Source organism: Mycobacterium barrassiae, assembly GCF_025822765.1.
In the GTDB taxonomy this organism is placed as follows: Bacteria; Actinomycetota; Actinomycetes; order Mycobacteriales; family Mycobacteriaceae; genus Mycobacterium; species Mycobacterium barrassiae.
Genome location: NZ_JACKUK010000004.1, coordinates 1 through 24,593, shown reverse-complemented (window position 1 = coordinate 24,593; position 24,593 = coordinate 1). Strand labels below are relative to the sequence as shown.

23 protein-coding genes and 2 pseudogenes are annotated in these 24,593 nt (G+C 64.5%); 14 read left to right on the top strand and 11 right to left on the bottom strand.

Going from position 1 to position 24,593, the window contains the following annotated elements:
- From H7J93_RS00240 to H7J93_RS00225, 4 genes and pseudogenes are all read left to right on the top strand, one after another.
- Nucleotides 1–2,187 (top strand): annotated as a pseudogene (locus H7J93_RS00240) (hypothetical protein); the annotation flags it as partial.
- The gene (locus H7J93_RS00235) at nucleotides 2,178–3,092 is read left to right on the top strand and encodes a hypothetical protein (RefSeq protein ID WP_267304318.1); all 915 of its coding nucleotides are present in this window, start codon (nucleotides 2,178–2,180) and stop codon (nucleotides 3,090–3,092) included. The pseudogene H7J93_RS00240 and the gene H7J93_RS00235, both read left to right, overlap by 10 nt.
- Nucleotides 3,093–3,669: 577 nt before the next feature.
- Nucleotides 3,670–4,326 (top strand): Fic family protein, encoded by a 657-nt coding sequence (locus H7J93_RS00230; protein WP_267304320.1) that lies wholly within the window; start codon nucleotides 3,670–3,672, stop codon nucleotides 4,324–4,326.
- Nucleotides 4,317–4,472 (top strand): annotated as a pseudogene (locus H7J93_RS00225) (antitoxin); the annotation flags it as partial. The gene H7J93_RS00230 and the pseudogene H7J93_RS00225, both read left to right, overlap by 10 nt.
- Nucleotides 4,473–4,949: 477 nt before the next feature.
- Here H7J93_RS00225 and H7J93_RS00220 read toward each other — a convergent pair.
- Genes H7J93_RS00220 through H7J93_RS00205 form a run of 4 tightly spaced genes read right to left on the bottom strand, consistent with a single transcriptional unit; the run spans nucleotide 4,950 to nucleotide 6,282 of the window.
- A complete protein-coding gene (locus tag H7J93_RS00220) occupies nucleotides 4,950–5,348 on the bottom strand; it encodes a VOC family protein (RefSeq protein WP_267304317.1) in 399 nt (132 codons plus the stop codon).
- A 60-nt stretch (nucleotides 5,349–5,408) separates the two neighbouring features.
- Nucleotides 5,409–5,597, bottom strand: coding sequence for a hypothetical protein (locus H7J93_RS00215; protein WP_267304316.1), 189 nt, complete (start codon nucleotides 5,595–5,597; stop codon nucleotides 5,409–5,411).
- 53 nt (nucleotides 5,598–5,650) lie between these two features.
- A complete protein-coding gene (locus H7J93_RS00210) occupies nucleotides 5,651–6,070 on the bottom strand; it encodes a PIN domain-containing protein (protein ID WP_264075176.1) in 420 nt (139 codons plus the stop codon).
- Nucleotides 6,067–6,282 carry a FitA-like ribbon-helix-helix domain-containing protein gene (locus tag H7J93_RS00205; RefSeq protein ID WP_267304319.1) on the bottom strand — a complete coding sequence of 72 codons (216 nt, stop codon included), beginning with the start codon at nucleotides 6,280–6,282 and terminating at the stop codon, nucleotides 6,067–6,069. The genes H7J93_RS00210 and H7J93_RS00205 overlap by 4 nt, the downstream gene beginning before the upstream one ends.
- Nucleotides 6,283–6,479: 197 nt before the next feature.
- On the opposite strand from H7J93_RS00205, the gene H7J93_RS29350 reads away from it, so the two are divergent.
- The 7 genes from H7J93_RS29350 (at nucleotide 6,480) to H7J93_RS00175 (ending at nucleotide 11,077) form a co-directional block, all read left to right on the top strand.
- Nucleotides 6,480–6,893 (top strand): DUF2510 domain-containing protein, encoded by a 414-nt coding sequence (locus H7J93_RS29350; RefSeq protein ID WP_372507741.1) that lies wholly within the window; start codon nucleotides 6,480–6,482, stop codon nucleotides 6,891–6,893.
- A gap of 94 nt (nucleotides 6,894–6,987) precedes the next feature.
- Nucleotides 6,988–7,182, top strand: a complete 195-nt coding sequence (locus tag H7J93_RS00200; protein WP_267304315.1) for a hypothetical protein — start codon at nucleotides 6,988–6,990, stop codon at nucleotides 7,180–7,182.
- A 120-nt stretch (nucleotides 7,183–7,302) separates the two neighbouring features.
- Nucleotides 7,303–8,289, top strand: a complete 987-nt coding sequence (locus H7J93_RS00195) for a nitronate monooxygenase (protein WP_267304314.1) — start codon at nucleotides 7,303–7,305, stop codon at nucleotides 8,287–8,289.
- 150 nt (nucleotides 8,290–8,439) lie between these two features.
- Nucleotides 8,440–9,036: a recombinase family protein gene (locus tag H7J93_RS00190; protein ID WP_193603261.1), complete on the top strand. Its 597-nt coding sequence runs from the start codon at nucleotides 8,440–8,442 to the stop codon at nucleotides 9,034–9,036.
- A gap of 93 nt (nucleotides 9,037–9,129) precedes the next feature.
- On the top strand, nucleotides 9,130–9,831 hold the full coding sequence (locus tag H7J93_RS00185) for a hypothetical protein (RefSeq protein ID WP_267304313.1): 702 nt from the start codon (nucleotides 9,130–9,132) through the stop codon (nucleotides 9,829–9,831).
- A gap of 2 nt (nucleotides 9,832–9,833) precedes the next feature.
- The gene (locus tag H7J93_RS00180; RefSeq protein WP_193603263.1) at nucleotides 9,834–10,715 is read left to right on the top strand and encodes a DUF5710 domain-containing protein; all 882 of its coding nucleotides are present in this window, start codon (nucleotides 9,834–9,836) and stop codon (nucleotides 10,713–10,715) included.
- Nucleotides 10,716–10,744: 29 nt separating this feature from the next.
- Nucleotides 10,745–11,077, top strand: coding sequence for a hypothetical protein (locus H7J93_RS00175; protein ID WP_235680546.1), 333 nt, complete (start codon nucleotides 10,745–10,747; stop codon nucleotides 11,075–11,077).
- Between the two features lie 95 nt (nucleotides 11,078–11,172).
- Here the strand turns inward: H7J93_RS00175 and H7J93_RS00170 are convergent, their stop codons facing one another.
- The 5 genes from H7J93_RS00170 to mobF all read right to left on the bottom strand — a co-directional run bounded on the left by H7J93_RS00170 (nucleotide 11,173) and on the right by mobF (nucleotide 19,771).
- Nucleotides 11,173–11,904: an NYN domain-containing protein gene (locus H7J93_RS00170; RefSeq protein WP_193603264.1), complete on the bottom strand. Its 732-nt coding sequence runs from the start codon at nucleotides 11,902–11,904 to the stop codon at nucleotides 11,173–11,175.
- 208 nt (nucleotides 11,905–12,112) lie between these two features.
- A complete protein-coding gene (locus H7J93_RS00165) occupies nucleotides 12,113–12,463 on the bottom strand; it encodes a hypothetical protein (protein WP_193603265.1) in 351 nt (116 codons plus the stop codon).
- A gap of 52 nt (nucleotides 12,464–12,515) precedes the next feature.
- Nucleotides 12,516–13,151, bottom strand: a complete 636-nt coding sequence (locus H7J93_RS00160) for an AAA family ATPase (RefSeq protein ID WP_193603266.1) — start codon at nucleotides 13,149–13,151, stop codon at nucleotides 12,516–12,518.
- A 212-nt stretch (nucleotides 13,152–13,363) separates the two neighbouring features.
- Entirely contained in the window at nucleotides 13,364–13,774 is a 411-nt protein-coding gene (locus tag H7J93_RS00155; RefSeq protein WP_193603267.1) for a hypothetical protein, read from the bottom strand.
- A 120-nt stretch (nucleotides 13,775–13,894) separates the two neighbouring features.
- The gene (gene mobF / locus H7J93_RS00150; RefSeq protein ID WP_267304312.1) at nucleotides 13,895–19,771 is read right to left on the bottom strand and encodes a MobF family relaxase; all 5,877 of its coding nucleotides are present in this window, start codon (nucleotides 19,769–19,771) and stop codon (nucleotides 13,895–13,897) included.
- Between the two features lie 245 nt (nucleotides 19,772–20,016).
- On the opposite strand from mobF, the gene H7J93_RS00145 reads away from it, so the two are divergent.
- Together H7J93_RS00145 and H7J93_RS00140 are read left to right on the top strand one after the other, a co-directional pair.
- On the top strand, nucleotides 20,017–20,256 hold the full coding sequence (locus H7J93_RS00145) for a hypothetical protein (RefSeq protein WP_267304311.1): 240 nt from the start codon (nucleotides 20,017–20,019) through the stop codon (nucleotides 20,254–20,256).
- Nucleotides 20,257–20,336: 80 nt separating this feature from the next.
- Nucleotides 20,337–20,591, top strand: a complete 255-nt coding sequence (locus H7J93_RS00140; protein WP_267304310.1) for a toxin-antitoxin system — start codon at nucleotides 20,337–20,339, stop codon at nucleotides 20,589–20,591.
- Nucleotides 20,592–20,661: 70 nt separating this feature from the next.
- Here the strand turns inward: H7J93_RS00140 and H7J93_RS00135 are convergent, their stop codons facing one another.
- The gene (locus H7J93_RS00135; protein WP_267304309.1) at nucleotides 20,662–22,581 is read right to left on the bottom strand and encodes a hypothetical protein; all 1,920 of its coding nucleotides are present in this window, start codon (nucleotides 22,579–22,581) and stop codon (nucleotides 20,662–20,664) included.
- 424 nt (nucleotides 22,582–23,005) lie between these two features.
- Entirely contained in the window at nucleotides 23,006–23,386 is a 381-nt protein-coding gene (locus tag H7J93_RS00130; RefSeq protein ID WP_267304308.1) for a hypothetical protein, read from the bottom strand.
- Between the two features lie 894 nt (nucleotides 23,387–24,280).
- On the opposite strand from H7J93_RS00130, the gene H7J93_RS00125 reads away from it, so the two are divergent.
- Nucleotides 24,281–24,593, top strand: a 313-nt coding sequence (locus H7J93_RS00125; RefSeq protein WP_267304307.1) for a hypothetical protein, incomplete at its 3' end; no start/stop codon positions are given.

Sequence of the window (24,593 nt, the reverse complement as noted above, 5' to 3'; positions counted from 1 at the left end):
GCGAGCCTGTTGGTAGGTCAGGGTGGCGAAGCCCGTATCGCGTTGATGAAGAAGATGGTCGACCACGCCGACGGTGGTGTCAACCACTTCAAATCTACTGCGACTGCGGCTGATTCATTCCGCGCAATCGTCTTGGGATTGAAGACCGACCTCAGCCGCGTCGCCGACGCCGCAGCCGAAGCATGGGACACCGCCCAATCCAGCGGCGGCACCTCGGCTGCAGTGTCGGCCATGGGCCCGTTCAAGGCCGAAGCGGCCAGCCTCTACAGCACCGCACTAGAAGACATCGCCGCCACACCAGCCGTCCTCCCCATCCCCGAAGCGCCGATCGGCGAAACACCAGACGTGCCAGTGGACAACACTGCGGAGCCAGTCAGTCACGGCGACTCGGCCAACAACGACGAAAAACAACTCGCAGAAGACACGACGGAGGAGCCAGATGGACTGGCCAGCGATAGTGCGGATGAAAAACCACTCGTTGAAGAGCTAACGAACGGCACCGCAGCTACCAACGGGCAACCGAAGCAGGACGAAAAGCAGATTGCTTCGCCGATCGATACCGAGGTCGGAGCGCCCATGAGTCTGCCGGCAGCAGGTCTGCCGATGAGCGGCGCGGGTACGGGTTCTGCAGGTGGAGGCATGCCGTCGGCGGGTTCGGCGGTGGGTGGTTTGCGCCCGCCGCAGATCCCGAGCAATCCGTTGGGTAGCGGGGGCAAGTCGCTGTCGGATGCGTTTACTTCGCCTGCGGCGGCAGCAGACTCGCTGGGTAGTGGCGGGTCGTTGACGAGTGCTGCGTCGAGCTTCAATTCGGGGCTGGCGTCGGGCATTGGTTCTTCGGGCACAGTGTCGCCGCCTCCCTTGGAGAAGTTTGTGGCCCAGCATCCGGGTGCGGCGCCTGCGGTGGCAGCCCCTTTACAGGGTCCGGTGCAGCCGCCGGTGGCGGCTGCCGGTGGCGGTGCTGCGGGCACTGCTGCGGGGCCGATGGTCGGTGGTGGCGGTGGTATGCCGATGATGGCTGGAGGTTCCGGTGGTGGACCCTTGGCGCCGTTTGTTCCGCCTGGGGGTGGGTCGGCGGCGACCCCGACCGGTGCGGGTCCGACGGCTCCTGCGTCGGCGGCCGCGCCGGCTTCGGCTGCACCATCAGGTCAGCAGGGTGGCGCGGCTCCGGTGATGGCGGGTACGTCGGGTGCGGCGACGGCGGCGAGCATGCCTGAGCCCGAGGTGAGCGCGGACTTGATGTTGGCGCGGCAGGTGATCGACGGGTTGGTTCGTGGCACGGATGCGGCCTGGAACACGATCGACTCAGGATTCGTGAACTGGGCTGTTTCCGTGGTGCGTACACAGTTTGGGCCGCAGCTTGTCATCGCCTCTAGCGCGGGCGGTGGGGTGTATGTGCCTGCGTCGGTGTACATTCCGACGACAGCGCGGCTCGCACCCCGTGATCCGGCGTTGCCGATGAGGTGGGCGGATCGGTATATGGGATGGCGTCGCCCGGCTGATGTGTTGTCCGGGCATGCTGATGCGTTGTCCGACAGAGTATCTGGGGTTGTGCGCAGTGCGTTGGTGACCACTGCGGAAGGTCCGCGTCCGTCGGGGTGGCAGGATTTTGAGACGGTGACAATGCGGTCGATCCTTCATGCGCCGGGGTCTGTACCGGTCCTCGACGGTGAACATCACCATCGCCTATCAGCTATTGATCCTGCTCTAGCACAACAGATTTCAACGATAGTAGGTGGTCCGTCTGAGGTTTCTGTGGCTGCAGTAGTCACCCGGGCTGTCGTGGAGGCGGCGGCCCAAACCGTGGCGGCCACCGGGAACGAAGGGAAGCCGGTGTGCGGTGCAGACGGGCCTTACCAAGTCGCTGAGCTCGCCGACCTGGCGTTCCTCAATGAGCTCGCCCAGGGCACTCCCGTGGACTGGGCTGCTTACAACAGCGAGGTGGCCCAACGGCACGACGGAAATGCGACGATTCCGCACCTGAGTGGGCCGCTGGATCTGGACGATTCGGACCAGTCGTTGACTGCGCGCATGTTGTATATCGCGTTCTACCGCACTGCGCTGATTGCTGAGTTGATTCGGCATTGGCAGCGGCCGACGTCACCGTCCTTGGCCGACATCGTGTACTGCGCGAAAGTGGCCGGGTTCGGCTCGGTGGCCGTCACTATTTTGGAACGCCAATGCCGATGATTCCTCCTGGCGACGACGAGTTCGATGCGGACAGTTTGAAGGGGCTTCGTGGGGACACGTTGCCCAGCTCGGCAAAGTCAGTCTCGGTGGGCAAGGGCGACGAGTTCAGCGCACGTAGCTGGCTGGGGGCCGTCCAGGACACCGGGATGTCTGCGATTCCTGGCTTCGCCCACGTTCCTAGCTGGAATGAATCCGTCATGGCTGTATTCGCCCGGATTGTGGCCGATGCGCGCTGTGGTGCGCTTGAGCCGGATTGGCGGGAGATTCGTGCCGGGGCAGCCAGCAGGCGATTGCAACACGCACGTGCTCACGAGGGCATCGGCGCTGATTGTATAGTTCTGCCGAGCCCGTGGGCTTATCCGCTTACATACCAGGCCGAGACCGAAATTCTTGCGTTACGCGAGGTCGTGGAGGGCGGACCGTGGGATTGGGAGCCGACCGCACCTGTGTGCCCTGATCATGCGTTGCGGGCCTGGTGGATCTCCTGTTCGGAAATCATCGACTTCGGAGAAACATCGGAGTTGTATGACGTGCAACAGCGCAGAGGAATTGGTCAGAGCCATCTGGCTAATACCGTGTTGGGCATCGAATCTGAGGCGAGGATCCGGGAACGTGCCCTAGCCCGACGAGATTTGCTCACCGAGAGTGTGGAGGCGGCTATTGCCGGTTTGAGCGTTCGTTCACCAGAGCTGCTCAATATTTTCGGCGAGAGGTCGATGCTCTACATGATCAGTGACCCGCGCCAGACCGACTGGGTTGAGAGGGCTGTCGCTCGTACACGACGCTGGGCTGATGCTGATCATCAGCAGCGAGCCGTGCACCTCGAGCGTCTAGCCGACCCGGCTTACCGTGCGGAGATTCAGCGCATACCGGATTACTGGATGAACCACGAAGGGGGACAGTGACGTGGCCGTAGTGCCACCATCGGGAGAGTCCGGGGACCGTATTAGGGTCGACCCGCTCGCCTTGACCGCATCCGGTGCAACGACCGGCGCCGGCGCTGCGACAGTCGCCGCACGCGGTGCGGCCGGGGCTGCGCAGGGTGTCGGCACAGCCTCGCCTGGCGCTGCCACGCAGCAATGCCATCACCAGCACGTGGCCTGCTCAGACCGGCGCGTTTCTGGCGGACCTCAGTCGAGCGGGTAACACCGTCGCCACCGGGGATGCGGGTAGCGCTGCACAGCTGGAGGCCCAGGACGCCGAGAATGCCGCAGACATCGCGGCCGTTGCAGCGGGGTGCGATGACGGTCAGTGTGTAGGTTCCGCCCCAATCCTGCGTTTTTGTTGGAATAGGATCTTGACTGACCAGGGAAGGGGACCTTCGTGGACGCGCTGACCGTCGCTGATTTTGCGGGGGTGGTGTATTCCGCGGGCAAGGTGTTCAACGGTCTATCGGTCAGCCGAAGCGATACCGAGAGTTTCCTGCGCTCCGGCGGTTCTGAGGGTGTTTCCTCGCGTGCCGACCTTGCGCTTCTCGAGGATATGCGTGACGCGGCGCAATTCGTCATCGACAACGCCGGCCATCCGATCGACACCAGCTTCGTGCAGGCCGTCAACGCCACCCTCACCCGCAGCGCAGCCCTGCATCCTGGCCAGCTACGGACCCAGGAACAGGCCATCGGGGTAGCCACGCCGTACGGCCGACACACCCCCGACGCACTCACCGAGAACCAACTCCAAGTCTTGCTGGACAACGCGACTCGCAGCACCGAGGTACAAGAGAACGCTCTGGACTTATTCGTGGGCCTGGCCAAAGCGCAGCCATTCGAGGATGGCAACAAGCGCACCGCCACCTTCGTGGCCAACAGCCTGCTCATCGGTGCCGATGCTGGTGTCCTGCTGACGATTCCGGTCGATGACAACGACCCAGGTGTGGCCAAAGCATTCAACGACCTCTTGGCGAGGGTCTATATCTACGACGAACACGAAGTGAAAGCGCTGCTACACAGCCGACTTCGCGATGCCCAGTTAAATATGGTGCGCCAGTCGTTGATCGCCGGCGAACGCAGCGGCGAAGCCACACCTTTCGATTTCGAAGGGTTTTACCGCCCAGCCCAGGGATTACGAACAATCCAAACCCATAACGCGGATGATGACGCCGGATATGGAACTATTGAGGTGGGGCAGGGGCGGGTTTGAACCGATCGGAATTGATAAAGCAGGCCCTGCGACAAGAACGTCTTCGGATCACCCTCCAGAACTACACCACAACGACGGTCCCGGCTCTCGGCATCGACGGTTACGCGCAGAAGATCTACCAGGCGAATCATGCTGCTGGGCTGTGATCGGCTCCGACGACATAGAGCCCATATCGGTGGAATAACCTGCAACGCAGCGGCAGCATGCGATCGAGTTCTTCTTCCTCGCGGTCACCTCGCTGTAGGGGGTCCACCGGCTGGTCGAGTGGTTTGATCGCCCTCCGATTCCCGCAGCGCGTCGCGAAGGTGTTCCACATCGACGGGCCAGTCATCGGCGGCAGCACTGGCGTCCCCGGAGGCCGATCCAGGCTCCTCCCACACCGCAGCTTCAGCCGGGGGCAGTGGCTCATCAAAATCATCTGGGACAACAAGTTTGGGCAGTTGACCAAACCGTCGCGGGGTAATGGGCGTTGACCCGACGTCACGACCCTCGATCGTCATATGACCAGGATAGTTACCCCGACCAGCAGATACGTTCACACGCCTGTTACCTCTGGTGCAGGACTTAGCGGGCATGGTCGGCGGCGCCACTGAACCACGTGCTGACCCAGCATCCAAGCATTGCTAGCCGTCCGTCCCGTCCTGGGCTAGACAGAGTGTCACCGGATTGCCATCCGGGTCGATAATGGTCGCGACACGCTCACCCCATGGCATGTCGGCGACGTTGGCCAGGACAGGTATCCCGTCATTTCGCAGATCGGTCACCAACGTATCCAGATCGTAGACATAGACATACATCTCGAACCGCGGACCCGCGGGCGACTTTAAACCGTAGCGTTGCGCAGCCCAGTCCCAAGATACGATGGCAATCTCACTTGCACCACGACGCAAGCCGATGTACCCAGGTTCGATATCGGAGGGTAGCTCTACGAAGCGTTCGAATCCCAGTCGCTGCCAGAAATCAGCGGTACGCCTGACATCCGTCACTGCATAAACGACCGGGAACGCACGCAGGGAAGCCATAGAGTCCCAAGCCTAGCTATCTGCCGAAAGCTGTCTCGGATGTAAAAGAAACCAGGCCGATCAGATCGACTGCGGCAAGCCGTAACGGCGGCGCAACTCCTCGCCGCTGATCGCGTCCCCCGCCGCGTAGTCCACATCCGCGGCGGCGAGTTCGTCGACCATCTGTTGATCGGCTTCGGTCATTGCATCGGCCACCACCCCGAGGTCCGTGGGGCTGTCGTGGGTGCCGGCGGCAGCATCGTCGGTCATAGCTCCTAATTTCTGAATTCGAGAGTCACCGCCCGAGGCTCCCGTGACACGCCTCAGGGATAACTCCAGGGGTCCAGGCATTGCACGCCGCCGAGCGGTTCGAAGTGCCGGGTGTTGCGGGTCACGACGATCTTGCCGGCGGCCTGGGCGACGGCCGCGATCAGCGCGTCGTCGTAGGGTGCGTGCTCCGGTACGCGGTAGGTGGCCAGGATGCGCGCGGCTGCTAGATCAAAGGGCAACGTCCGGCGGGTGAAGGTGGGCAGCACCTTGTGGTCGAACCAGCGCCGCAGATGTCCACCTTGGGCCGGGTCGGTGCGTTCCTTGGCGATCACGCCACGCTCGATCTCGGCCAGCGTGGTCGCAGCCACAAACTGCTCAGAGATCGGCACCGAGTCCGCCCACGCCTGTGCAGCGAGGTTGCGCCCCGGCACGCGCAACGCGGAGACCACGTTGGTGTCCAGCACGTAGGTCACAGCTGAGGGGTGCGGGCGGTCAGGCCGAGTCGTTCGGGATCGAAGTCGATGTCATGGCCGCTGTCGGCGGCCAGCAGCACCGACATCGGGATGTTTTCGCCCGCCAATCCCGCGGTGAGGATCGTGCGGGCTTCCGCTTCCACGGAGTGACGGTGGCGCGCAGCGCGGGCCCGCAACGCCGCCTTGGTGCCTTCAGGAAGATTGCGAATCAAGATCTGCTCCATAGCAATGATGCTATCAGGTGAGTGATATCAGATCGAGTTCGTTACCTCCACGCCGCCTCTCTAATTCGTGATCAAACCGGCACGTACCAACAGCACGCCTTCGAGACGATTGACTCACTGTTTCGTTTCTAAAAAGAAGCGACAGGATTCGGTTGTTGTCGTACCCATGAGAGACGGTTGAGCACATGAATGCTGGCCACAGCGAGCGCTGCACCATTCGGATAGTCGGTCTAGTCAACGGTACGCCGACCGATTTCGATGGGCAGTACATCGTCGAGTACGACCCGAGCAGGGTCGGCACTCATCCCGTCACAGGTGAACCGATGCCCGCGCTCCATCTGGTGACGACGCCCGATATCCAGTGGGCGACTCGGTTCAGCGCGACCGAGACGGTAGATCTGTACCGCGCAGTTGACCGCCGCAATCCCACTCGGGCAGATGGCGAACCTAATCGTCCGCTAACTGCGTTCACCATAGAGACCGAGGTTGAGCCGACTACGGAGCTTCCCCCCGCGGGATGGTACGTCGACCCCAAAGACCCGCACTATTGGCGCTGGTGGGACGGCGCAAACTGGACCATCCACACCGGGGCTCGGTAACCACCACGGGAGGCATGGGCACACCCTTGCTATCCAGCTCAGATAGCCCCTTAACCGGACTCGGCGGGGCCCGACGTACGGGAGAATGATGAGCATGTCCTACGCAGCGGAAATCATCGCCGGGTTACGCGATCTGTGCAAAGAACGCCAGGCCATCAACGGTTCCACGTACCTGACCGACAGCGAGTACGCCTCAATCGAGGAAGCACTTCAAGAACTCAAGTACGAGTACGGCTACGGCGGCGCTACAGAGTGGAAAAACTCGCTCAAGCGCTGCCTTTTCGGTTGAAAAACCGGGGCGTCCCCTGTCTCATTTCTAGAGAATCGAGGTCGATCAGATCCTGTCTCAGCCACCCCGCGGGGAGTCGCAGGTCCCTTCAGCCTTGGCCCCTCGTTCTATGGTGGTCGGGTGGATTTGCTAGACCGATGGAAGGTCGACCGACCCATCGCTCAGGCGGGGATGGGCAACATGGCTCCGCCGGCTCTCGCGGCTGCCGTCGCCCGCGCGGGCGGACTGGGGACCATCGGTATGTGCGCACCCACCAAGTTGAAGGCCGCAATCGACTGCGTGCGTCAAGAAGCTCCAGGCCGGTCTGTCGCGGTCAATCTGCTGATGCCCTTTGCGAATTCAGATCACATAGAGGTGTGTATCAAGTACCGAGTCGACGTAGCGGTGATCGCTTTCGGCGGGGATGCCGTCCTCGTCGAGCGCCTACAGGCCGCCGATATCGCGCTCTTCGTGTTGGTCGGGACTGAGTCGCAGGCACGCACGGCGCTCGACGAGTGGGGCGCAGATGGCCTGTTCGCCCAGGGCGAGGAAGCTGGTGGACATCTCGCCGGACGAACCCCGGCTCGGTCATTCTTGCCGACTGCACTGGCTGTGGCTGGTCACCGCCCGGTGCTGCTGGCGGGTGGAATAGCGGACAGCGCCGACACCCGCGCCGCCATGGATGCGGGAGCGGCCGGGGTCGTTGCCGGTACTCGGTTCTTGCTCACGCATGAATCGGGAGCACACCCCGCCTATCAGCAGCGACTTCTTCACTGCGACAGAACTATTGCGACCACGCTGTTTGGTCTCAGTTGGCCCGCGCGCCACCGGGTTGCCACAAACGAAGCCACGCGACGGTGGTGTCATCCCGACGGGACCGCGCGACGGCTGCCCTCGATCCTCAACGCCAAGAGTGCAGTTCTCGCCCGCCTCGGACCCGAGGACGCAGACGACAAAGCAATCCTGCGGCTCCAGCGACCCGCGCTTCCTATCTTCACTCCAGCCGCGCCCACCAAGGATGTGCCCGATCACTGGATTGAACGCGCAGCGCTCTACGGCGGTGACTCGGCTCTACGAATGCATTCGGTGGTGAGTGCGGCCGAAGCGCTGAGTTCCTTGAGTAGCTGAGCCCAATCGCTGTCTCGTTTCTAGAGAAACGAGACAGCATCCGGTGACTCCGCTCCCTGTTGGATAATCCCAGGTCGAAGTGTCTCATTTCTTGTCTCACACCGCGTGTCCCAGATCCTCGCTGTCGGCGGGTGGTGAGACAGTCCAGATATGGCAACAATCCTCGGGTACGCGCGGGTAAGCACCATCGGGCAGGACCTCGATGCGCAGCTGGCCGCCTTGTCGGCGGCCGGCGTCGACCAGAACCGGGTCTACACCGACAAGCTCTCCGGTGCGGCCAGCACTGCCCGCCCCGGCCTCGCCGCTCTGCTCGACTACGCCCGCCCCGGCGATGCCGTCGTCGTGGCGGCTATCGATCGTCTCGGCCGATCGGTCGCTGAGGTGACTCGGACCATTGCTGACCTCAGCGACCGCCGCATCCTTCTACGCGCTATCCGAGAAGGAATCGACACCGCCACCCCGACCGGTCGCGCAGTCGCAGCAATCATGGCCACCTTGGCTGAACTCGAGCTCGAACTCGGGCGAGAACGCCGCGCAGCATCACGTGAGACTCGTCGATCACGTAGCTTGCCGGCCACAAAGCCACCCAAGCTCAGTCTTGAGCGGCAAGAGCAATTGCGGCGTCTAGCTGCCACAGGCGAACCGGTCCATGAGCTGGCGAAAGCGTTCGGGGTCAGTCGAGCAACCGCATACCGCTATCTGACGATAGGTCCTCTTGCAAAGCGCTCAGACGCCCAACAGGCTTAACGAGAACCCACGCACGCAGGCCCACGACGCCTTCCAATAACAGGGGATTAAATGCCAAAATCTAAGGGCCGCAAGGCAAAACGCAACACACAAATGCGCCGTACTCACGATCCACTGGGCCTCAACCAGCTATCAGACCCGATCACGGCGTGGAATCAGCATGCCGAGACCCTTTCCGTCGATCAGTTCTACAGCGGATGGTGCCACCTACGACTCGGCGCCGACGAGCATCAGCGGGCACTTGCGGCGGCCACCATGATGTGGGTTGGCGCGGGCGACCCCGGCGGCTCCTCAGCGGGGATGTTCCAGTGCTGGCACGCCTGCTACCTGATCGGCAAAGGGATGACAGCGCTGGGGTACAGCTACAGTCTTCTCACCGTCGCCGTCGATGTCTGCCGCCCCGATGGCCAGGTCATCGACCGGATCGGTTCACTCTCGCCGCGCCATGAAGGCAATCACTGGACCGGGCATACCGTGTTGCATATTCCTGCGATGACGACCATTTTCGACCCGACCATCGGGCAAGGGCGGTTCGCCACCACACCGCTTCTGCGCGCACCAGCGATCCTTGCTGATCCCCGACTGACCCGCCAAGCTCCACCGGGATCGCAGTTCATCATCCGCCGCGACCCCACAACGATCCTCGTCTACACCGTCACCAACGAAGGGGAACGTCCCGAGGACCATCCCGGTCACGAAGCCCAGAAACGCCATATTGACGAGCAATTCGAGCGACTCGCTGCAACGTTCGTCCCACACGCCCGCAACATGCAGCAGCGTCACAGCAGAATGTAATCATGGAAGTGCAGCCCCGCCGACCGGATCGGCTCTGGCTAGAGGTTCCATACGAGGAAAAAGAGGCTGCTAAAGCTGCGGGGGCGTGGTGGGACCCAGCCCACCGAGCCTGGTATGCGCCCCGCCCTGGAATGGCATCGCTTCAACGGTGGGCAGGCAGGCCGCCCCTGCCCGAGCTGCTATCTGGTGAAGACCGTTCCTTTGGCGGGAACGACCTGTTCGTCGATCTCATTCCCGATTCCTGCTGGTTTACCAACGTCCGCAGCTGCGTAAGCAAACGCGACTGGGACAAACTCCGCAAGATGCTTTACCGTCGCGCCAACCAGAAGTGTGAAATATGCGGCACAGAAAGAGATTTCGAATCTGAGGTATGGCTAGAGGCGCACGAGAGGTGGAGCTATGAACCCACCACCCAGACTCAACGTCTGGTCCGCCTGATCTGCCTATGCACACCGTGTCACCAGGCCACGCACTTCGGCCTTGCCGAAATCAGCGGGCACCGAGATCAAGCGTTAAATCAGCTGATCGCAGTGAACAGCTGGTCTCGCCAGCGCGCCCAGCAACACGTACGTGAGGCGTTCTACGAATGGCGCCGCCGCTCAGCGATCGACTGGCACCTCGATCTGACCCTGCTAGCCGAAGCCGACATCGACATCGCGCCACCGCCCGAAGCGGCAACCCGCAGAGCAACCGCCGCACAAACACTCAACAACACCACCTCCCCGACGGGGATGACCGCCCCGCCGCCGTCAACCTCGCCACTTCAAGGGTGGTACGCCGATCCCGCCGGCATATTCACTCACCGCTGGTGGGACGGCCTGCAATGGACTCACCACGTCGCCGTCAACGGTCGACCCATGACCGACAACTCCAGCATTTACTGATCTACTGAGATACGGATATAATGATTGTCATGAGTGATGAAGAACCGCCGAGCGGTAGCCAGATGAACGCGACCGAGCACTGGCAAGCATGGTTAGAGCGTTACGGAGACGATTACGCCACGGCCGAGGAACGTCGGGCGGCATATCGGGACTTCCATGCGAACCTGGCCGAGCTGCGTAGCGTGTTCTCACAGGCTGAGCGCATGCACACGGCGGGTTACCTTCAAGCGCATGAGCGTGTGGCTAGTGGGGATGCGGACAGTCCCGCCGACGCCGAACTGTGGGCACCGACTCATCTCACCGGCCCGGCGCGCGCGGATTGGCTCGAAGGATTCCGATCCCACTTCGAGCCGCGGGCCTAAGCATGAAAAAACCCGGCCCCAGTAGGGCCGGGTGGTATGACGCAATTATGCAACGCGCCTTGCGTGGACGCAATTCCCCTCCCCTGTCGGGATTGTCACCATGGCCCAGGTTTGGGCACGCCACCCGCCGGATCGGGCAGCTGGCAGGCCTGGAAGTCGGCCGCGGTGAGTTGGTACCACCAGTGATTACCTACGCCGACCGCGGGCGAGCCGCGGAGCTTGCCCGCCGTGTGGCTGCGTGAGGGGTTGATGGTCCCGACTGGGACGCGATCGCGCGCGGTCTGCACCGGGAATTGCAAGTCACTGTCATTGCTGATCATTACGGCCGCGTCGATGCGTTGTTCGAGGACATCAAGCAGCAGATGCGCAGCGACGTTCACGTCGGAACCCTTCTCCTCGCGCCGGGCGACCGACACAAAGAATTGCGCATGGGGATCGTCCTGGCCTGCACCGTCTTTGACGGTGACTGGCCAGGACGGTGTTGTCAGCACCGGCCGCCCTTTCTTGTCTTCTGTGGCCAGGGGTGCGCGCGCTACGCGCCGCACGTAGTTACCCATTTCGATGTGGTCCGCGCTGCTGGCCCGCTTGAGAGCGCGCAGGTAAGCGTCTTGTTCCTTGTTGCCGACCGGGTTATCTGCACCGGAAATGGCGGCCGTGCAGTAGACGACCCGCTCAATGGTGGTCCCGGCCCAGGTCGAGTGATTGGCCACCAGGCGCGCCCCCAGGCCGCGCAGGTCGAGCCACCGCCACCCGGCCGTGCCTTTTCCGCACAGGCCGCGGCCGCCGTAGTAGAGATTGAAACCGTCGATATACACGCCTACTCGCATGGGCACAGACGCTAGCGGCCAGGGGTGCGCAGCCATATGACCAGGGCGATTGCCGGGGACCGCCCAGGTAGAGAGAGGAGCCGAATCCGTCATACTCTCAGTACATCCGTATCTCAGTAATTTGTGTTGACAATATTGCCAGGTCAGCAGCACAATTCGGACCCAACCGAGCCGCGCCAGCGGGGGTCGGGCGGGAGCCCCCGGTGGCCTAGCGGTTGGCGGCGATAGCCTGCGTGATCTGCTCGGCCAGCTCGTCGTCGGCCAGGAGACGGTCAACGAGTGCGGCCAGCACCTCCTGACCAGTTACACGGGCCAGGCCCAGGCGCTCCGCGACCTGGCTTTGCCATCCGTCGAGCGCACGGTGCGCGGACGGGGACAGATCAACGGTGCGGCGCACGTTCTTTTGACGGACCACCGCAGCGGCTGGGGCTGGTGCACTCGTCCGCGATGGGCCGGGCCGGGCGGCCGGTGGTTGTTCATCGGCGGCCGCGGGTTTGGCCGGCGTTTTTTGGCGCAGCCGCTCGGCGTTGGCCTTAATCTTGTCCGCTGCGGTACTCACCGGCTCATCCTCCCTAGTCACAACCTATATACGTATATCAGTACATCAGTAGTTACTCGGCGGTGACACCCAGAAGCTCGGCGGCAATGTCGCCGTATGCGGTGGCGGCCGCGTTGACGATCGGTAGGCCGTACGCCTGGGCGAAGCGTTCCAAGCGGCCCACAGTGGGCCCGAGGACGCGCACGCCGTCATCGGTGAGCATCTGCCGGTACACCTCTGTGCTCGCGGCGTTAGGCACGGTACGGGTCAAGACCACCGCCAATTGCGGAGCGTCCCCGGCTGCCAGGGCAGCCGCCTCGTCTACGAGTTCGCGGATAGCGGGTACCCGCGCGTATTCCATGCCGGTCGGGGCCATTGGTACCAGCACGTGGGTGGCCGTCCTTATCGCCGACGCGACCACTCCGCGACGTTCCTTCATCGGCGGCGTGTCGATTACGGCAGCGTCATACCGGTCGCCCACGATGCCCGGCAGCTTGCGATGTAGGTCCGCCACCGGCATTCCGATGACCGGGATCGACCACTCTCCCGCTTCCGACCAGGACAGTAGCGACTCGTTTTCGCCGTCAGCATCTACGCCTATGACCGATAGACCGGCTTCGGCAAGCGCATGGAGGACGAAGGCCGACGTAGTGGTCTTGGTTGAGCCGCCTTTGAGGTTGGCGACGACGATAGTCAGAACCGGCGACATGACCGCGCCTTTCATCTCTTTCAGTACCTACGGTTATCAGTAGATCAGTACATCATACGACTGGGAATCCCGACGGCAATCCGCGCACCTCTACGTAATTACTGATATGAGAATTTGCGTGAGCGCGTATATACTGAAATGATGAGTCCGCCGAGGTTGAGAGTGCTTGAACACCTCTACCGGGCCACCGCCATCCGCCCATGCATGGGGCTTTAGTCAGCGTCTTCTGCTGAGTGTGCTTCGATCTCGTTGGGGAGTTCGTAGTCCAGTCGTCGTTGAAGGATGTCGTTGAGGGCGTCTAGGCGAGCTGTTCGAATCATGTCGGAGGCGTCATCGGGGTGCGGCAACGCGCCGTAGCGCAGCCCGTAATCGTTGGTGACGGATTCGATGAGGTCATCGAACTGGGTGGAGAGTTCGCCGACGTCGAGGTCGGCGTGATTGGTGATGAAGGTTTCGCGGCGGTGTTCGGGCCAGGTCGGTGGGAATTCCAGCTCGGCGCGGTACAGCGCTTCCATGGCGGTTGCGAGTTGGCCACGGCTGAACGACAACGGTTGTCCCCATTCGGCGAGGATTTCGGCGATGGAGGCATCGAATGCTTCTTGCGGGGTGTCGTCGTTACTCATCGTTTTCTCCCCTTTTCCGTTGCGCTGCAATGCCATCGTGAGCCACAGCACTGACAAGCAGTGGGGGAGTGGGGCGGGACGTGACACACGAATACGTCGACGCATGATTGGCGAACCCGGTTAGATGTCGCGGCTGTGGTCTACGCGGCGGTGGTGCTGGTCGTTCCGTTGTGCGGCGTTCCACATGCGGGTGTGCAAGTCGTGGGCGGTGGTGTTGCGTTGGGTGGCTTTGTGGTGGCGTTGCAGCGCGTTGGCGATGGCGGGGGTGTGTTGGTCGGGGTGCAGGCCGGCGGCTTGGGTGAGGGCGGCGTCGGTGTCGGGGCTGGCGTCGTAGTGGTTGATACGGGGGGTCGCGGCGGTCAGCACTGGCGACCAGCGCAGCTCGGTGTGCAGCAGTTTGAGCAGCGGCGCCGCGGGCGGGGGCGGCCAGGTCTGTGCGGCGGTGTCGAGCAGGATGATCCGCGCGTTGGCGGCTGCCGCGTTTTCGGTGAGGTCTGCGATGGTCTCGGGGGGCAGGTGTTGGGCGCGGTCGATGATGATGATCGTTCCGGGTTGACTGTCCGTGAGGTCGATGGTGGTGGCGTCGATGACCGTGGGGTTGATCGGGGACAGGTCGGGGTTGTCCCGGACGGCGGGTGGAGCGGCCCAGATCAGTGGGCGGTCCGCATCGTGAGCGGCGCGATCGAGATGGTTCATCATCGGCAGCAACGCTGCGCGGTCGGTGGCATGGGCGACGGTCAGCACGAACGGGACATCGGTGAGTCGTTGCAGGCGGCTGGTGTCGATGTCGGGGTCGGCAGGGATGGGCAGCCGGTCTTGGAAGGCGTGTTGGCCGGCGATGTTGAGGACGCGCAGCTCGGTGTCGATGCGAGGCAGCAGGTCGGTGATGTGGTCGGCGGTGCTGGTCTGGGCGTGCGCGAACGCTTGTGCGGCGGCGAGTTCGGTGCGGTGTAGCTGTTCGCGTAGTGCGGCACGGTTGGCGCGGTGGCGGGCGACCTGCTTGTCGTCGTCGGCGCGGCACTGACGCAGCAGGGCGTCGGCGTCGGCGTGGGTGACGATGTGTTCGCTGCCGCCGGCTGCGGCGGCGCGGGCGGCGGTGGCTTCTTGGAATGCCGGGTGGAACTGTTCGGCGGGGCTGTGCGTGGGCAGGTGGTGGGTGGTGAGGAAGTTCAGGTTCTGGGTGGCCGAGGCGATATCGAGCGGGTCGGCGTCGGGGTCGGCGCGCAGGGCGTCGAGTTCGGTGCGGGCGTGCTCGATGAGCTCCAGTGCCGCGGTGTAGGTGGTGTCGGCCTCATACCACCGGTCGAGCACGGCTTCGACCTGAGCCAGGAAGGGCCGGTCGGCGTCGGCGGCATCGCGCATGCGCCGCAGTTCATCGGTGGCAGCGAGCACGTGCGGTCCAGCGCCGGCGGACACTTGTGCAGCGAGTTCACGTAGCTCGGCGTCGGCGGCGGCGTAGCGGGCCCGCAACGCGTGCACGTCGGCGCGGTGGGCGGCCAGCGCGGCAGCCGGGGTGGGCCGGCGGGTGCTCAGGCTGTCGAAATCCAGGTGCGATTCGGCGTCAAGGACGTCGTGGGCGTACTCGGGTGGGGGCAGTTGTTCGTCGGGTTCGGTGGGCTCGGTGAGGTCGTATTCATCTAGTCCGAGCGCGGCGGCGAGGTTGTTGGGGTCAGCCAACACATCCTCGTGAGAGTGCTGGCGCCCGGCTGGTGCGTTCTCGATGTCGGGGTGCAGGTGGGCGAGTTCTTCGTGTTCTTCCGGGGTCAGCGGTGCGTGCTCGGGAAGGGGGATGTCGTGGTCGTAGGGGTCGTCGGTGGTGAACACCTCGATCGAGTAGGTGAGCAGGCGGGCGTACTCGTCGGCGCGTAGGTGATGGGTCAGGTGGGCGTCGGCGTCATAGAGGTGTTCGGCGGCCACGTGCAGCAGATCCAACGGTGTCCACTGGTCGGGATCGGCGTTGCTGATCGCGGAGACCAACGCGGGGAATGCGGGGTCGGCGGCGATCGTTTCGGCCAGTTCGGTGCCGAACACGGTGTGCAGATCGGGCAGCCAGTCCGGGCGCAACCCACCGTTGGCGGTTTCCAGTGCGGCCGGGGACAGGGTGCCGCACAGCCGCCACCACAGGGCGGCGGCGGGTAGTTCGTCGGGCAGCGGTCGGTCGGCCGCGGACTTGCGTACGAGCTGGGTGATGTTGACTCCGGTGCGCGCGGCCGCCGACAGGTGATGCGCCAGCTGTGGCCAGTAGGGGTCGCGGCGGATGTGCGGGTTGATGGAGTCGATCAGGTCGTCGTAGCGGTTGGTGGTGGCGTCGGTGCCGATCAGTTCGGCTGCGCGTTGTTCGAGTCCGCGTTGGGCGGCGCGGGTGCGGGCGGGGTATTGCTCGGGCCCGGCGATGCGGGTGTCGTTGTCATCGACGGCGGTCGCGGCGCGATACACGGCCAGCTCGGCGGCCAGCTCTGCGTTGGTGTCGATCAGGGGGCGTGCCCATCGCGGCGCGGTCGCCGGGCTCCATCCGCGTGCGGTGTCGGCTACCTCGGCGGCCAGTTCGGTGACCCGCTGCGCCCGGGCCGCCAGATAGGTGCTCCACTGAGGGTCAGCGGCGAGGCGTTCGGGGATGGCAGGCAGCCAGGACAGCGGACCGGCACCACCGGAGTGCGCTCCGGTCGGGTCCAGGCGCCAATCGATGACCGCGGCCGGGTCGGCGGCGTTGTCGAATCCGCCGGCAGCGACCACTTTGTCGAGCCGTTTGAGCGGGTGAATTCCGGCGGCGGCGATCAACGCGAGGTGCTGGCGCAGCACCGGCCAGGCCGTGGCCGAGGTGAGTCCGGGCACCAACTTTTCGGCGTGGGAATCCAACTCGGCGTGCTGGGCTGGGCCCAGGCGTGACTCGGCCGCGGCACCGACCGCATGGGCGTACATGGCTGTCGCAGCGGCCAGGCGGGCGGCTGGATCGGTGGCGGCGCGGGCCGCGCTGGTGGCCGACACTTGCGCGGCGTCGCGGCCCAGCGCACGGGTCAAGACGTCCACGGCGGTGTCGGGGTGGGTCGCTTTCGGGGACAGCACGCGGTGTGGGTCGTGTTCGGCGGTGGAGAAGTAGATGTGGTTGCCGTACACCCCTCGGGTGAGTGCGGTGTACACCTGCTGGCGGGTCAACTGGTCAGAGCCCACGGTGTGACACCGGTACCGGGCGGTGGCTCCCTGGGTGGCGTCAATGGTGCGGGCGTAGCCCAGGGTGACGTGGGCACGGACGTACTCGGCCGGCAGGCGCAGGTGCGCCCCAGACTCCAGATGCTTAACGGTGATCGAGCCTTCCGGGTCGACCTCGGTGACTTCCCACCGGTAGCCGTTGCGCACGAAATCAGTCGCGCCGAGAGCCAAGGTGCGGTCATTCTCCTTGGTGAACACGAGGTCACCGACGCTGGCGCGCGCACCGGCCATCAACACCGCTTCGATGCCGGGGGCGCGGGCTCCGAGTTCGGTGAGCCGGTGCAGTCGCGCGCGGTCGTTGAGTTCGGACACCAGATCGTGGGTGGGCGCCAACAGCAGCGAGTGCTCGCCGGCGGCGATATCGGATTGCCAAGCCTGGAACGCCATGTCGGATGCGGCGGCTTGAGTGCCGACGTGCACGCGCTGCTCATCGAGATAGAACGCGATCCCCGACGGGTCACCGTCGCGCAACGCCAGACCGGCTTGGGCTTCGGCGGCTGAGGCGAACCGCATCACTTGGGACAAGGTGATGGCCCCATGCAGGTGGGCCAGGTCGCGCAGCACACCGCCGGCGCTGATCGAGGACAGCTGCTTGTCGTCACCGACGAGGCGCACGCTGGCGCCGCGGGCCAACGCGACCGCGATCATCGAGGCCAACGCCAACGTGCCGGCCTTACCGGCCTCGTCCACGATGATCAACGTGTTTTCATCGATCGCGTCGTACCACTGCCGCGCCGGATCACCGGGGGAGATGTCGGGATTGTCGGTGAGCCAGTTGAACTTATCGAGAGTGTCACCGACTTCGACTTCGATTTCCTCGCGCAGCAGCTGCGCCGCACTCGCACTCGGGGACAACCCGATGACGGTGCCCCCGGCACCTTCCCAGGACCGCGTGAGCGCGGCCATGGCGGTGGTTTTTCCCGACCCACCGGGGGCCAGCGCGAGCATGACGCGCTGCCCGCGACAGGCCATTTCGCGGACCAGTTGGGCTTGGCCGGCGTTGAGTTCGTGTCCATTCGCGGCTTGGGCCAGTAGTTCGATCTCGACGTCGGCGGCGGGCACGGTGCGCCCATCGCGCAGCTCGGCGGCGGCCAGGATGGAGCGTTCGGCGGCCAGGATTTCGTGGCTGGTGTAGGTCTGCGATCCGACTTGGCGGTACACGCTGGAGCCGTCGCGGCGGCGCAACCTGGCGGGCTCACCGAGGTCGGTATCAGGACTGCAGGCGTGGCGGATGCTCAACGGTTCGGTCAATGCGGCGTCGGTGATGAGTTCGGCGATGCCGTCGATTCCGGCGTGCCCGGTGACCCGCACCACCCGCAACGCTTCGGCCAGCACGTGGGTGCGGTTCCAGGTGGCCCGCGCCGCGGAGACGGTGGCGATCACCTGGGCTGCGCGCGCTTTGATCCAACTGTCGGTGACCTCGGCCGGTGTCGTGGTGCGCCCGGCCAAGGACCGGGCGATCATCGCGTTGACCGCCTCGTCGCTGCCCAACAGACCGACCGCTTGGGTACGCCATTCTTGGCGTTGTTCGGCCAGTGAGCGTGGTTCGTGCTTGGCGTCGCGGGTGGCCAAGGTGGCCTGCTGGAACATCGCGATCGACTCCGGGGTGGTCGGCTCGCGGCTGTGAGCGGCCTGAAACTTCTTGGCCAGCACCGCATACTCGGCGTCGATCGCCGCCCGGCGCGAGGACCACAGTTCGTTGAGTTCGCGGCTCACCCCGACCACTTCGCGGACCTCGCGTTTGCCTTCGCGGGCATCACCGCGGGCGGCGAACCGCATCCCCAACACCTGACCCAGGTAGGCCTCCAGCCGCGAGTTGTACAACTCCGAGGCCGCGACGGTGGAGGCGTACAACGGCCGGCCATCGAGGGCATACCAGCGGGCGATGCCGTCGGTGCCGCGGGCGCGGACCTTGTTGGAGATCGCGACGTGGGTGTGCAGGCCGGGGTCCGACGCCCGGGTGTCGCGGTGCAGAAACTCGGCGGTGATGAACCCTTCGGTGTCGACCTGGGCAACTCCTTGGGCGCCGATGCGGGTGTAGGCGGCCTGGTCTTGCAGGAAATCCAACGCGTCTTGGACGGCCTTGCTGTGGCATTCCTCGATCTGTTTGGCGATCGGCTCCGGGCACAGCGCATACAGGGCGGACACGCTTTTGACCGGAGTGAAGGTCATGTCGTAGCCGGCGACCGAGGTGGTTTGGTCGCGGGTGCCGCGGGCGATGAACCCGGTCAGTTCCCGCTCATCCAAGGGGGCGCGGCGGTGCTGTTCTTCGAACATCTCGGTCGCGATGTCGGTGCGCATCTGCGCTCGCACCGACTCATCAATCGCGGCGTTCCAGTGCGCACCGATGGACAAGTTATGGTCCCGGTAGGCCAGCGCCAGGCGCTGCTGCAACTCGGTTTCCCCGGCATTGACCCGAAACGGCCGCCCCAGCGAAGTCGCGGTCAGCGCCGAGTTCTTGCGCGCCCCTTGAGCGATGAGCTGCTTGGTCAACGCTGAGGCGTTCGGGTGCACGCCCAGCCCGAACAGCGCCTTCATCTGATCCTCGGTGACCTCCGAGCCCTCGGCCACCGACCACAGCCGGTCCCCGGCGTCGGTGCGCGTCCAGTTCTCCGAACCCGCCGACAATCCGGCCAGCCCGCGCCCACCCCAGCGGCCCGGGGTCTCACCCTTCGAGGAGTAGTAGTCGCCCAACGATTCCGGGCCATGAGTGCGGTCATGGGCAGCCACCTGCCGCACCAGGTACAAGTACCCGGAGCCAGCCGTGAGCTTGTGGATGCCCGCGTTCACCTGCCCAGCGCACCGAGTTCTCACGACGAAACCAAGGCCGCTTTCCGCCAGCCCCCGAACGGACCGTTACCCAACCGTGACCTAAGTGCAAGAGGTGTGTGGGTCAAAACCAGGCTGGAAAGCAACGATGCAGGTCAACAGGGGTGAGACGGTAGGCTGAACGGGGATTGACGCTGACAGCAGAAGTGCTGGAACAGTGAGCGATTCAATAAACAGGGGCGCAGTAGGCATGAAGGTGGGGCGGCGTGACCAACAATGGAACGGCTGTGAGTTACACACCGGAACAGGCCAGCGCGTTGGCGTTAGCCGCGGCCGGTCTGGCCGGGTTCGCGGTGTCCGATTCGCTTCGGGAGTTGATGGCGCGGATGGACCGCGGGGAACTGACCGAGGGCCAGGCCGCCGCTGAGGTACGTGCTCGCTTCACTCGGCGGACGGGACGACGCGGAACCAACGCCAGTTCGGTTCATGACCGTGCGGCACGATGACCGCCGATCAGCAACACACCCGGCTCGGGCCATCACGTGGTGGACGGGTCGTCCTTCCCGTCTGAAAGGGCCTTCACGTTATGGCGATTCGCAGCACCCACAAAGGGGATAGGGCGCAACTCGGACCCCGCGTCGATCGGGTTGTCTACGACGCCGTGGCCGCCAGCAGCGGCCAGTACGGCGGCGACGGCATACCGATGTCCCAATGGGTCGCAGACCTTCTGGCCGCCATCGTCGGCCACCCCGAACTCATGCGTGAACTCGACGGCGAGGATGTCGCTCAGATCTTCGCTCGTGCCCTGGACAACCCCGACCTATTACGCGGGCGCGGCTGATTCGACGGCGTGCGCCACACGCCACAGCGGCCATGACTACCGATGAACACGCTGGTGTTGCTCGCTATCGCTACACCACGGCGGGCACGGTCTCGGTCACTATCCGTGCGCCCATCAGTTCGGTCACGAGTGTGATCGCGATGTACTCGTCATCGGCCGGCGGTGGGCCGTGGGCCATCACGTGCGCCAGGTAGTCGTCCTCGTAGGCGAGCACCGGGTGGCCGTGCGGGCTCGCGTGGACACGGTCGGCGGCCTCTGGGGTGATTGCCTTCAGCGCATCTTGGTGGGCTAGCCATGCGTGCCAGGCGGCGCGTTCGCGACGGTAGCGCTCGATCCGGTCGGCCTGGACCTCATCGAGCCGGTGCGCGGCCGCGATGGCATCCAGCGTTGTCGGGCCCGGCATCACGGTGCGGCCTTCTCGGGTGATCAATCCGGCGGCCGCGAGCGCTGCGATCGACAGCTGCCCGGTGCGTGCGCTGATACGCGCTGCGGCGTACACGTCGGCCGTCCGAGTCATCCCCGTCTGGGTTATGAGTTCGTACACCGCACGATGGTGGCGGCCGAGGATGCTCCACGCCGGGTGCACATCCGACACGCTCACCCGTTCCAGCGGGATCGGTGTGATCGAGTCCGGAGTCTCGGTGGTCAGGGCGTAGAAGTCGGCGTCGCGTCCAACGCGGGGGCGTACCAGCAAGATCGGAGCGCCCACCATGTCCCGTATTCGTCGCAACACCTCGAAGGTCGTAGTGGCCGGCATCAACCCTGCCGACAGCGATAACCCCCGACCTCCGACCCCGACGATTGGAGTACCGGATCTCAGTTCACCGGCAAGCACAGCCTTGATCGCCAGCGCCTGGAGTACATCGCGCACCGTCCATCGAAAAGGGCTGCCGGCGAACTCGCGGTCTGCCCAAGCCAGAGCGTGGGCCAGCCAGCGCCCGTGGGGGCCAGTACTGGTGTGCCCCCCGTGTGAGTTCTTTAGCCTGTGTGCGGGGAGATTCGCTTTTACGGCGAGTGTCGCGGTGTAGTCCAGGGCGCGGCGGACATCGCGGGCGAGTTGGGCGTCAGCGCGGATGCCGTGCTTGGTGCGGTACGAGTCGCCCAGACCACTCCACGGCCGGCCGGGTTCGGCCTGGGCACGGATATCGGCCAGGCTGGAGCCGCGCAGCACGGCGTTGAGGACCACCGACATGCGTGCTTCTGAGGGGCTGTCCCACCTGCCGTGGTCACGGGCCAGGGCTGCGTCGCCGATCGCGGCGAACTCGGCGACGCCGGCCGGGAGGGGCTTGTTCCAGCGGGCGGGCTCGGCCAGCCGCTCGTCCTCGCCGGCATGAGTCCTCGTGACACCCGGCGACGGGAGGCCAGCCGCATTGGCCGGCTGCGGTGGGGTGGGCAGGGTGCCCAGCAGTGCGTAGAGCTCGGGCAGCAGAGTGGGGGCGCTGCGCTCGGTGAGCGCTGCCACGGCGTCGGTGAGCGTGCCGTCGAGGATCCGGTGGCCACCGCCTGCGCACGGAGTGCCCGGCACACTGATGCAACCCTCTTTGGGGTTCTGCATGGGTTTGGGGTCAAAGCTGGGCAGCCGCGCCTTGAGCTGGCGCATCAACGACTGAATCTCGTCGAAGCTGGCGGTGGTGCCGATGGCCAGCGGCACCAAGATGTGGCGACCGCCATTGGTGGACCGGTCCGTGACGACACGGGCCCCGCAGGAGGTCAGCCAGCCCAGCGCGCGCGCGAAATCGGCGTCGACCTGAGCCTGTCCGTGGGGCTTGCTGTCGAAGTCCAGGGCCAGCAGCGTGGTCCGGCGGTGGGTGTACAGGTACACCGCGGCCATCAGCGTGGGCAGCGTGTCGGTGATGCGCCGGGTCTTGCGGTACTCCTTGGTGTCCGGGTCGAACACCTTCACCCGATCCCGACCCGGCTGCGACAGCCGCCGAGCCAACGCCTTCCACACCACCGCCGGCGCGGCCGGAGACACGTTGTGAACAGTCACCGGCACACCGCCGCCAACAACGACCTATGCCGACGGTGCGGCGCCGACAAGTGTGCCCAGTACAGCGACACGGCCAACCAGCTCAGACGGGGAGTCCGCGTCGGCGTGCACCCAACACGCTCGATCCAGCCACACCACGGCTGCCCGGCATTCGCCCGCGGCACAACGGCGGGTAAAAGATCACGATTTCGGTCACGGTTTCGCGCGCCACCTGTACCTGTTAGAGACAGTGCGCTACCGTGAGACGAGTCGTCCAAGACATCGCCCCTTCGGGGGTAACGGGTGCGGACCCAGACCTGAGTTGGAGCTCAGATCGAATCCCGGCGAGACGAGGCCCCTTCGGGGGCCTTCGTCATGTCAAGGGGTGATCCGCACCGCTATGGATTTGTCCATCTGCCCGGCCGCGTACACCGGGCCGTGGTGCTCACATCGCCAGCGGCAGAACCTCCTTCTCAGACCCCTTGTCGAGTTCGCGAACAAGATGTCCGAAGCCCATGTGCCGGCAGATGATGTCGGCGAGGTAGGTGGAGCGCTGCATTCCGAGTCGCTGATGGTCACGCTCGACAAGCTGTGCGACGGGTAGCGGCAGCCGTACTTTGGCGTGCGGTCCGATCGCATCCGTTTCGGCGTCACGTGTAGGGGGCTGGGTTTCAAACAGGAGTTGCTGTGGCAGATGACGCATGAGGTCGTGTCGGTTGTAGTGGAAACACACGATGTCGGTCAGCAGAGCTGACCTGTCGATGCTGTAGTCGGCCGCGGCCGCGGCCGCGGCGTTGAGAACGGCGACGGGCAGTGTTGCAGTCATGACGGCTCGCTCCCCCAAGGACGGGCGGCCTCGACGAGTTGATCCGGGCATAACAGGAGATCCTGCCGACACCTTTGCCGGAAATACCGAAGGCGCGCCGGGGTCGCGCGCGGTTTTCTGGCGATCTTTTGCCCGGCTACCTGCGAAAATGCTTCATCAGTAATCAGATGAGTCAGCCAGAATCAGCCGGCAAACACGGCACACCCCCCACTTAGGGCGTCATTAACGCGTTCTGACTCGCCAGTAAACGGATCAATCAATGTGATTCACTTCGTAATCACATTGTGCACCAGCGCAATTCAACCGTGATTTTGTCGGTAGTCCGGCTTACGCTGCCCACATGGGAACACAAGAGCCCGAATACCCAAGTGCCGCGTGGCAACCCACACCGCCACGACGCCGGTGGCTAACCCCTGCCATCGTGGCCGGTACCGCGGTGGTCGCCCTAAGTAGCGGTGTGGCGCTCGGCTCTGTCTTCGGCAGTGCCACTGCCGATAGAACAGACGCAGCATCTGCTGCCACCGATTCGTCCGCGGATAGCACGGCTGCGCCACCATCACCCGCAGAAATTCATGCCCAAGACGTCGTTCTCTGTACCCGGTACGCAGTGGTAAACACGACACAGCCACGGACTGATCGCCGAGCGCTGGACATTCTTCCCGCCGCAGCCGCTCTAGAGAACGCACTGGCCGATACTCCCCACGCCAGTCCCTCTGTACGGGCCGCAATTGCCGATGTCGTATCGGTGTATTACGCGCGTATCGCAGCCTACGGCGAGGTCCGGGCCCGCGGTCTCGCTGAACCACCCGCACACGACCGTGTCAACGAGCAGGCCGCCTACGACCAAGTGTGGTCGGTCTGTGGCCTGGACAAGCAGTAGGCCGGAGGCGCTTCATGGCAGCGGTGGTCGGTAACCCGGGTGATGTGCAGCGGCCCTCAGGGCCGGCATCGTCATTGACTGTGCTTGCTTATTGGCCGTCGATCAGCGAGACGGATTTGCAGGCGCTTGCCGATGATCAGCGAGCGATGGCCACAGCGGTGTCCGGGTACGCCGATACCGTGCAGACTGAGATGACCAAGGGTGCGAGCCTGTTGGTAGGTCAGGGTGGCGAAGCCCGTATCGCGTTGATGAAGAAGATGGTCGACCACGCCGACGGTGGTGTCAACCACTTCAAATCTACTGCGACTGCGGCTGATTCATTCCGCG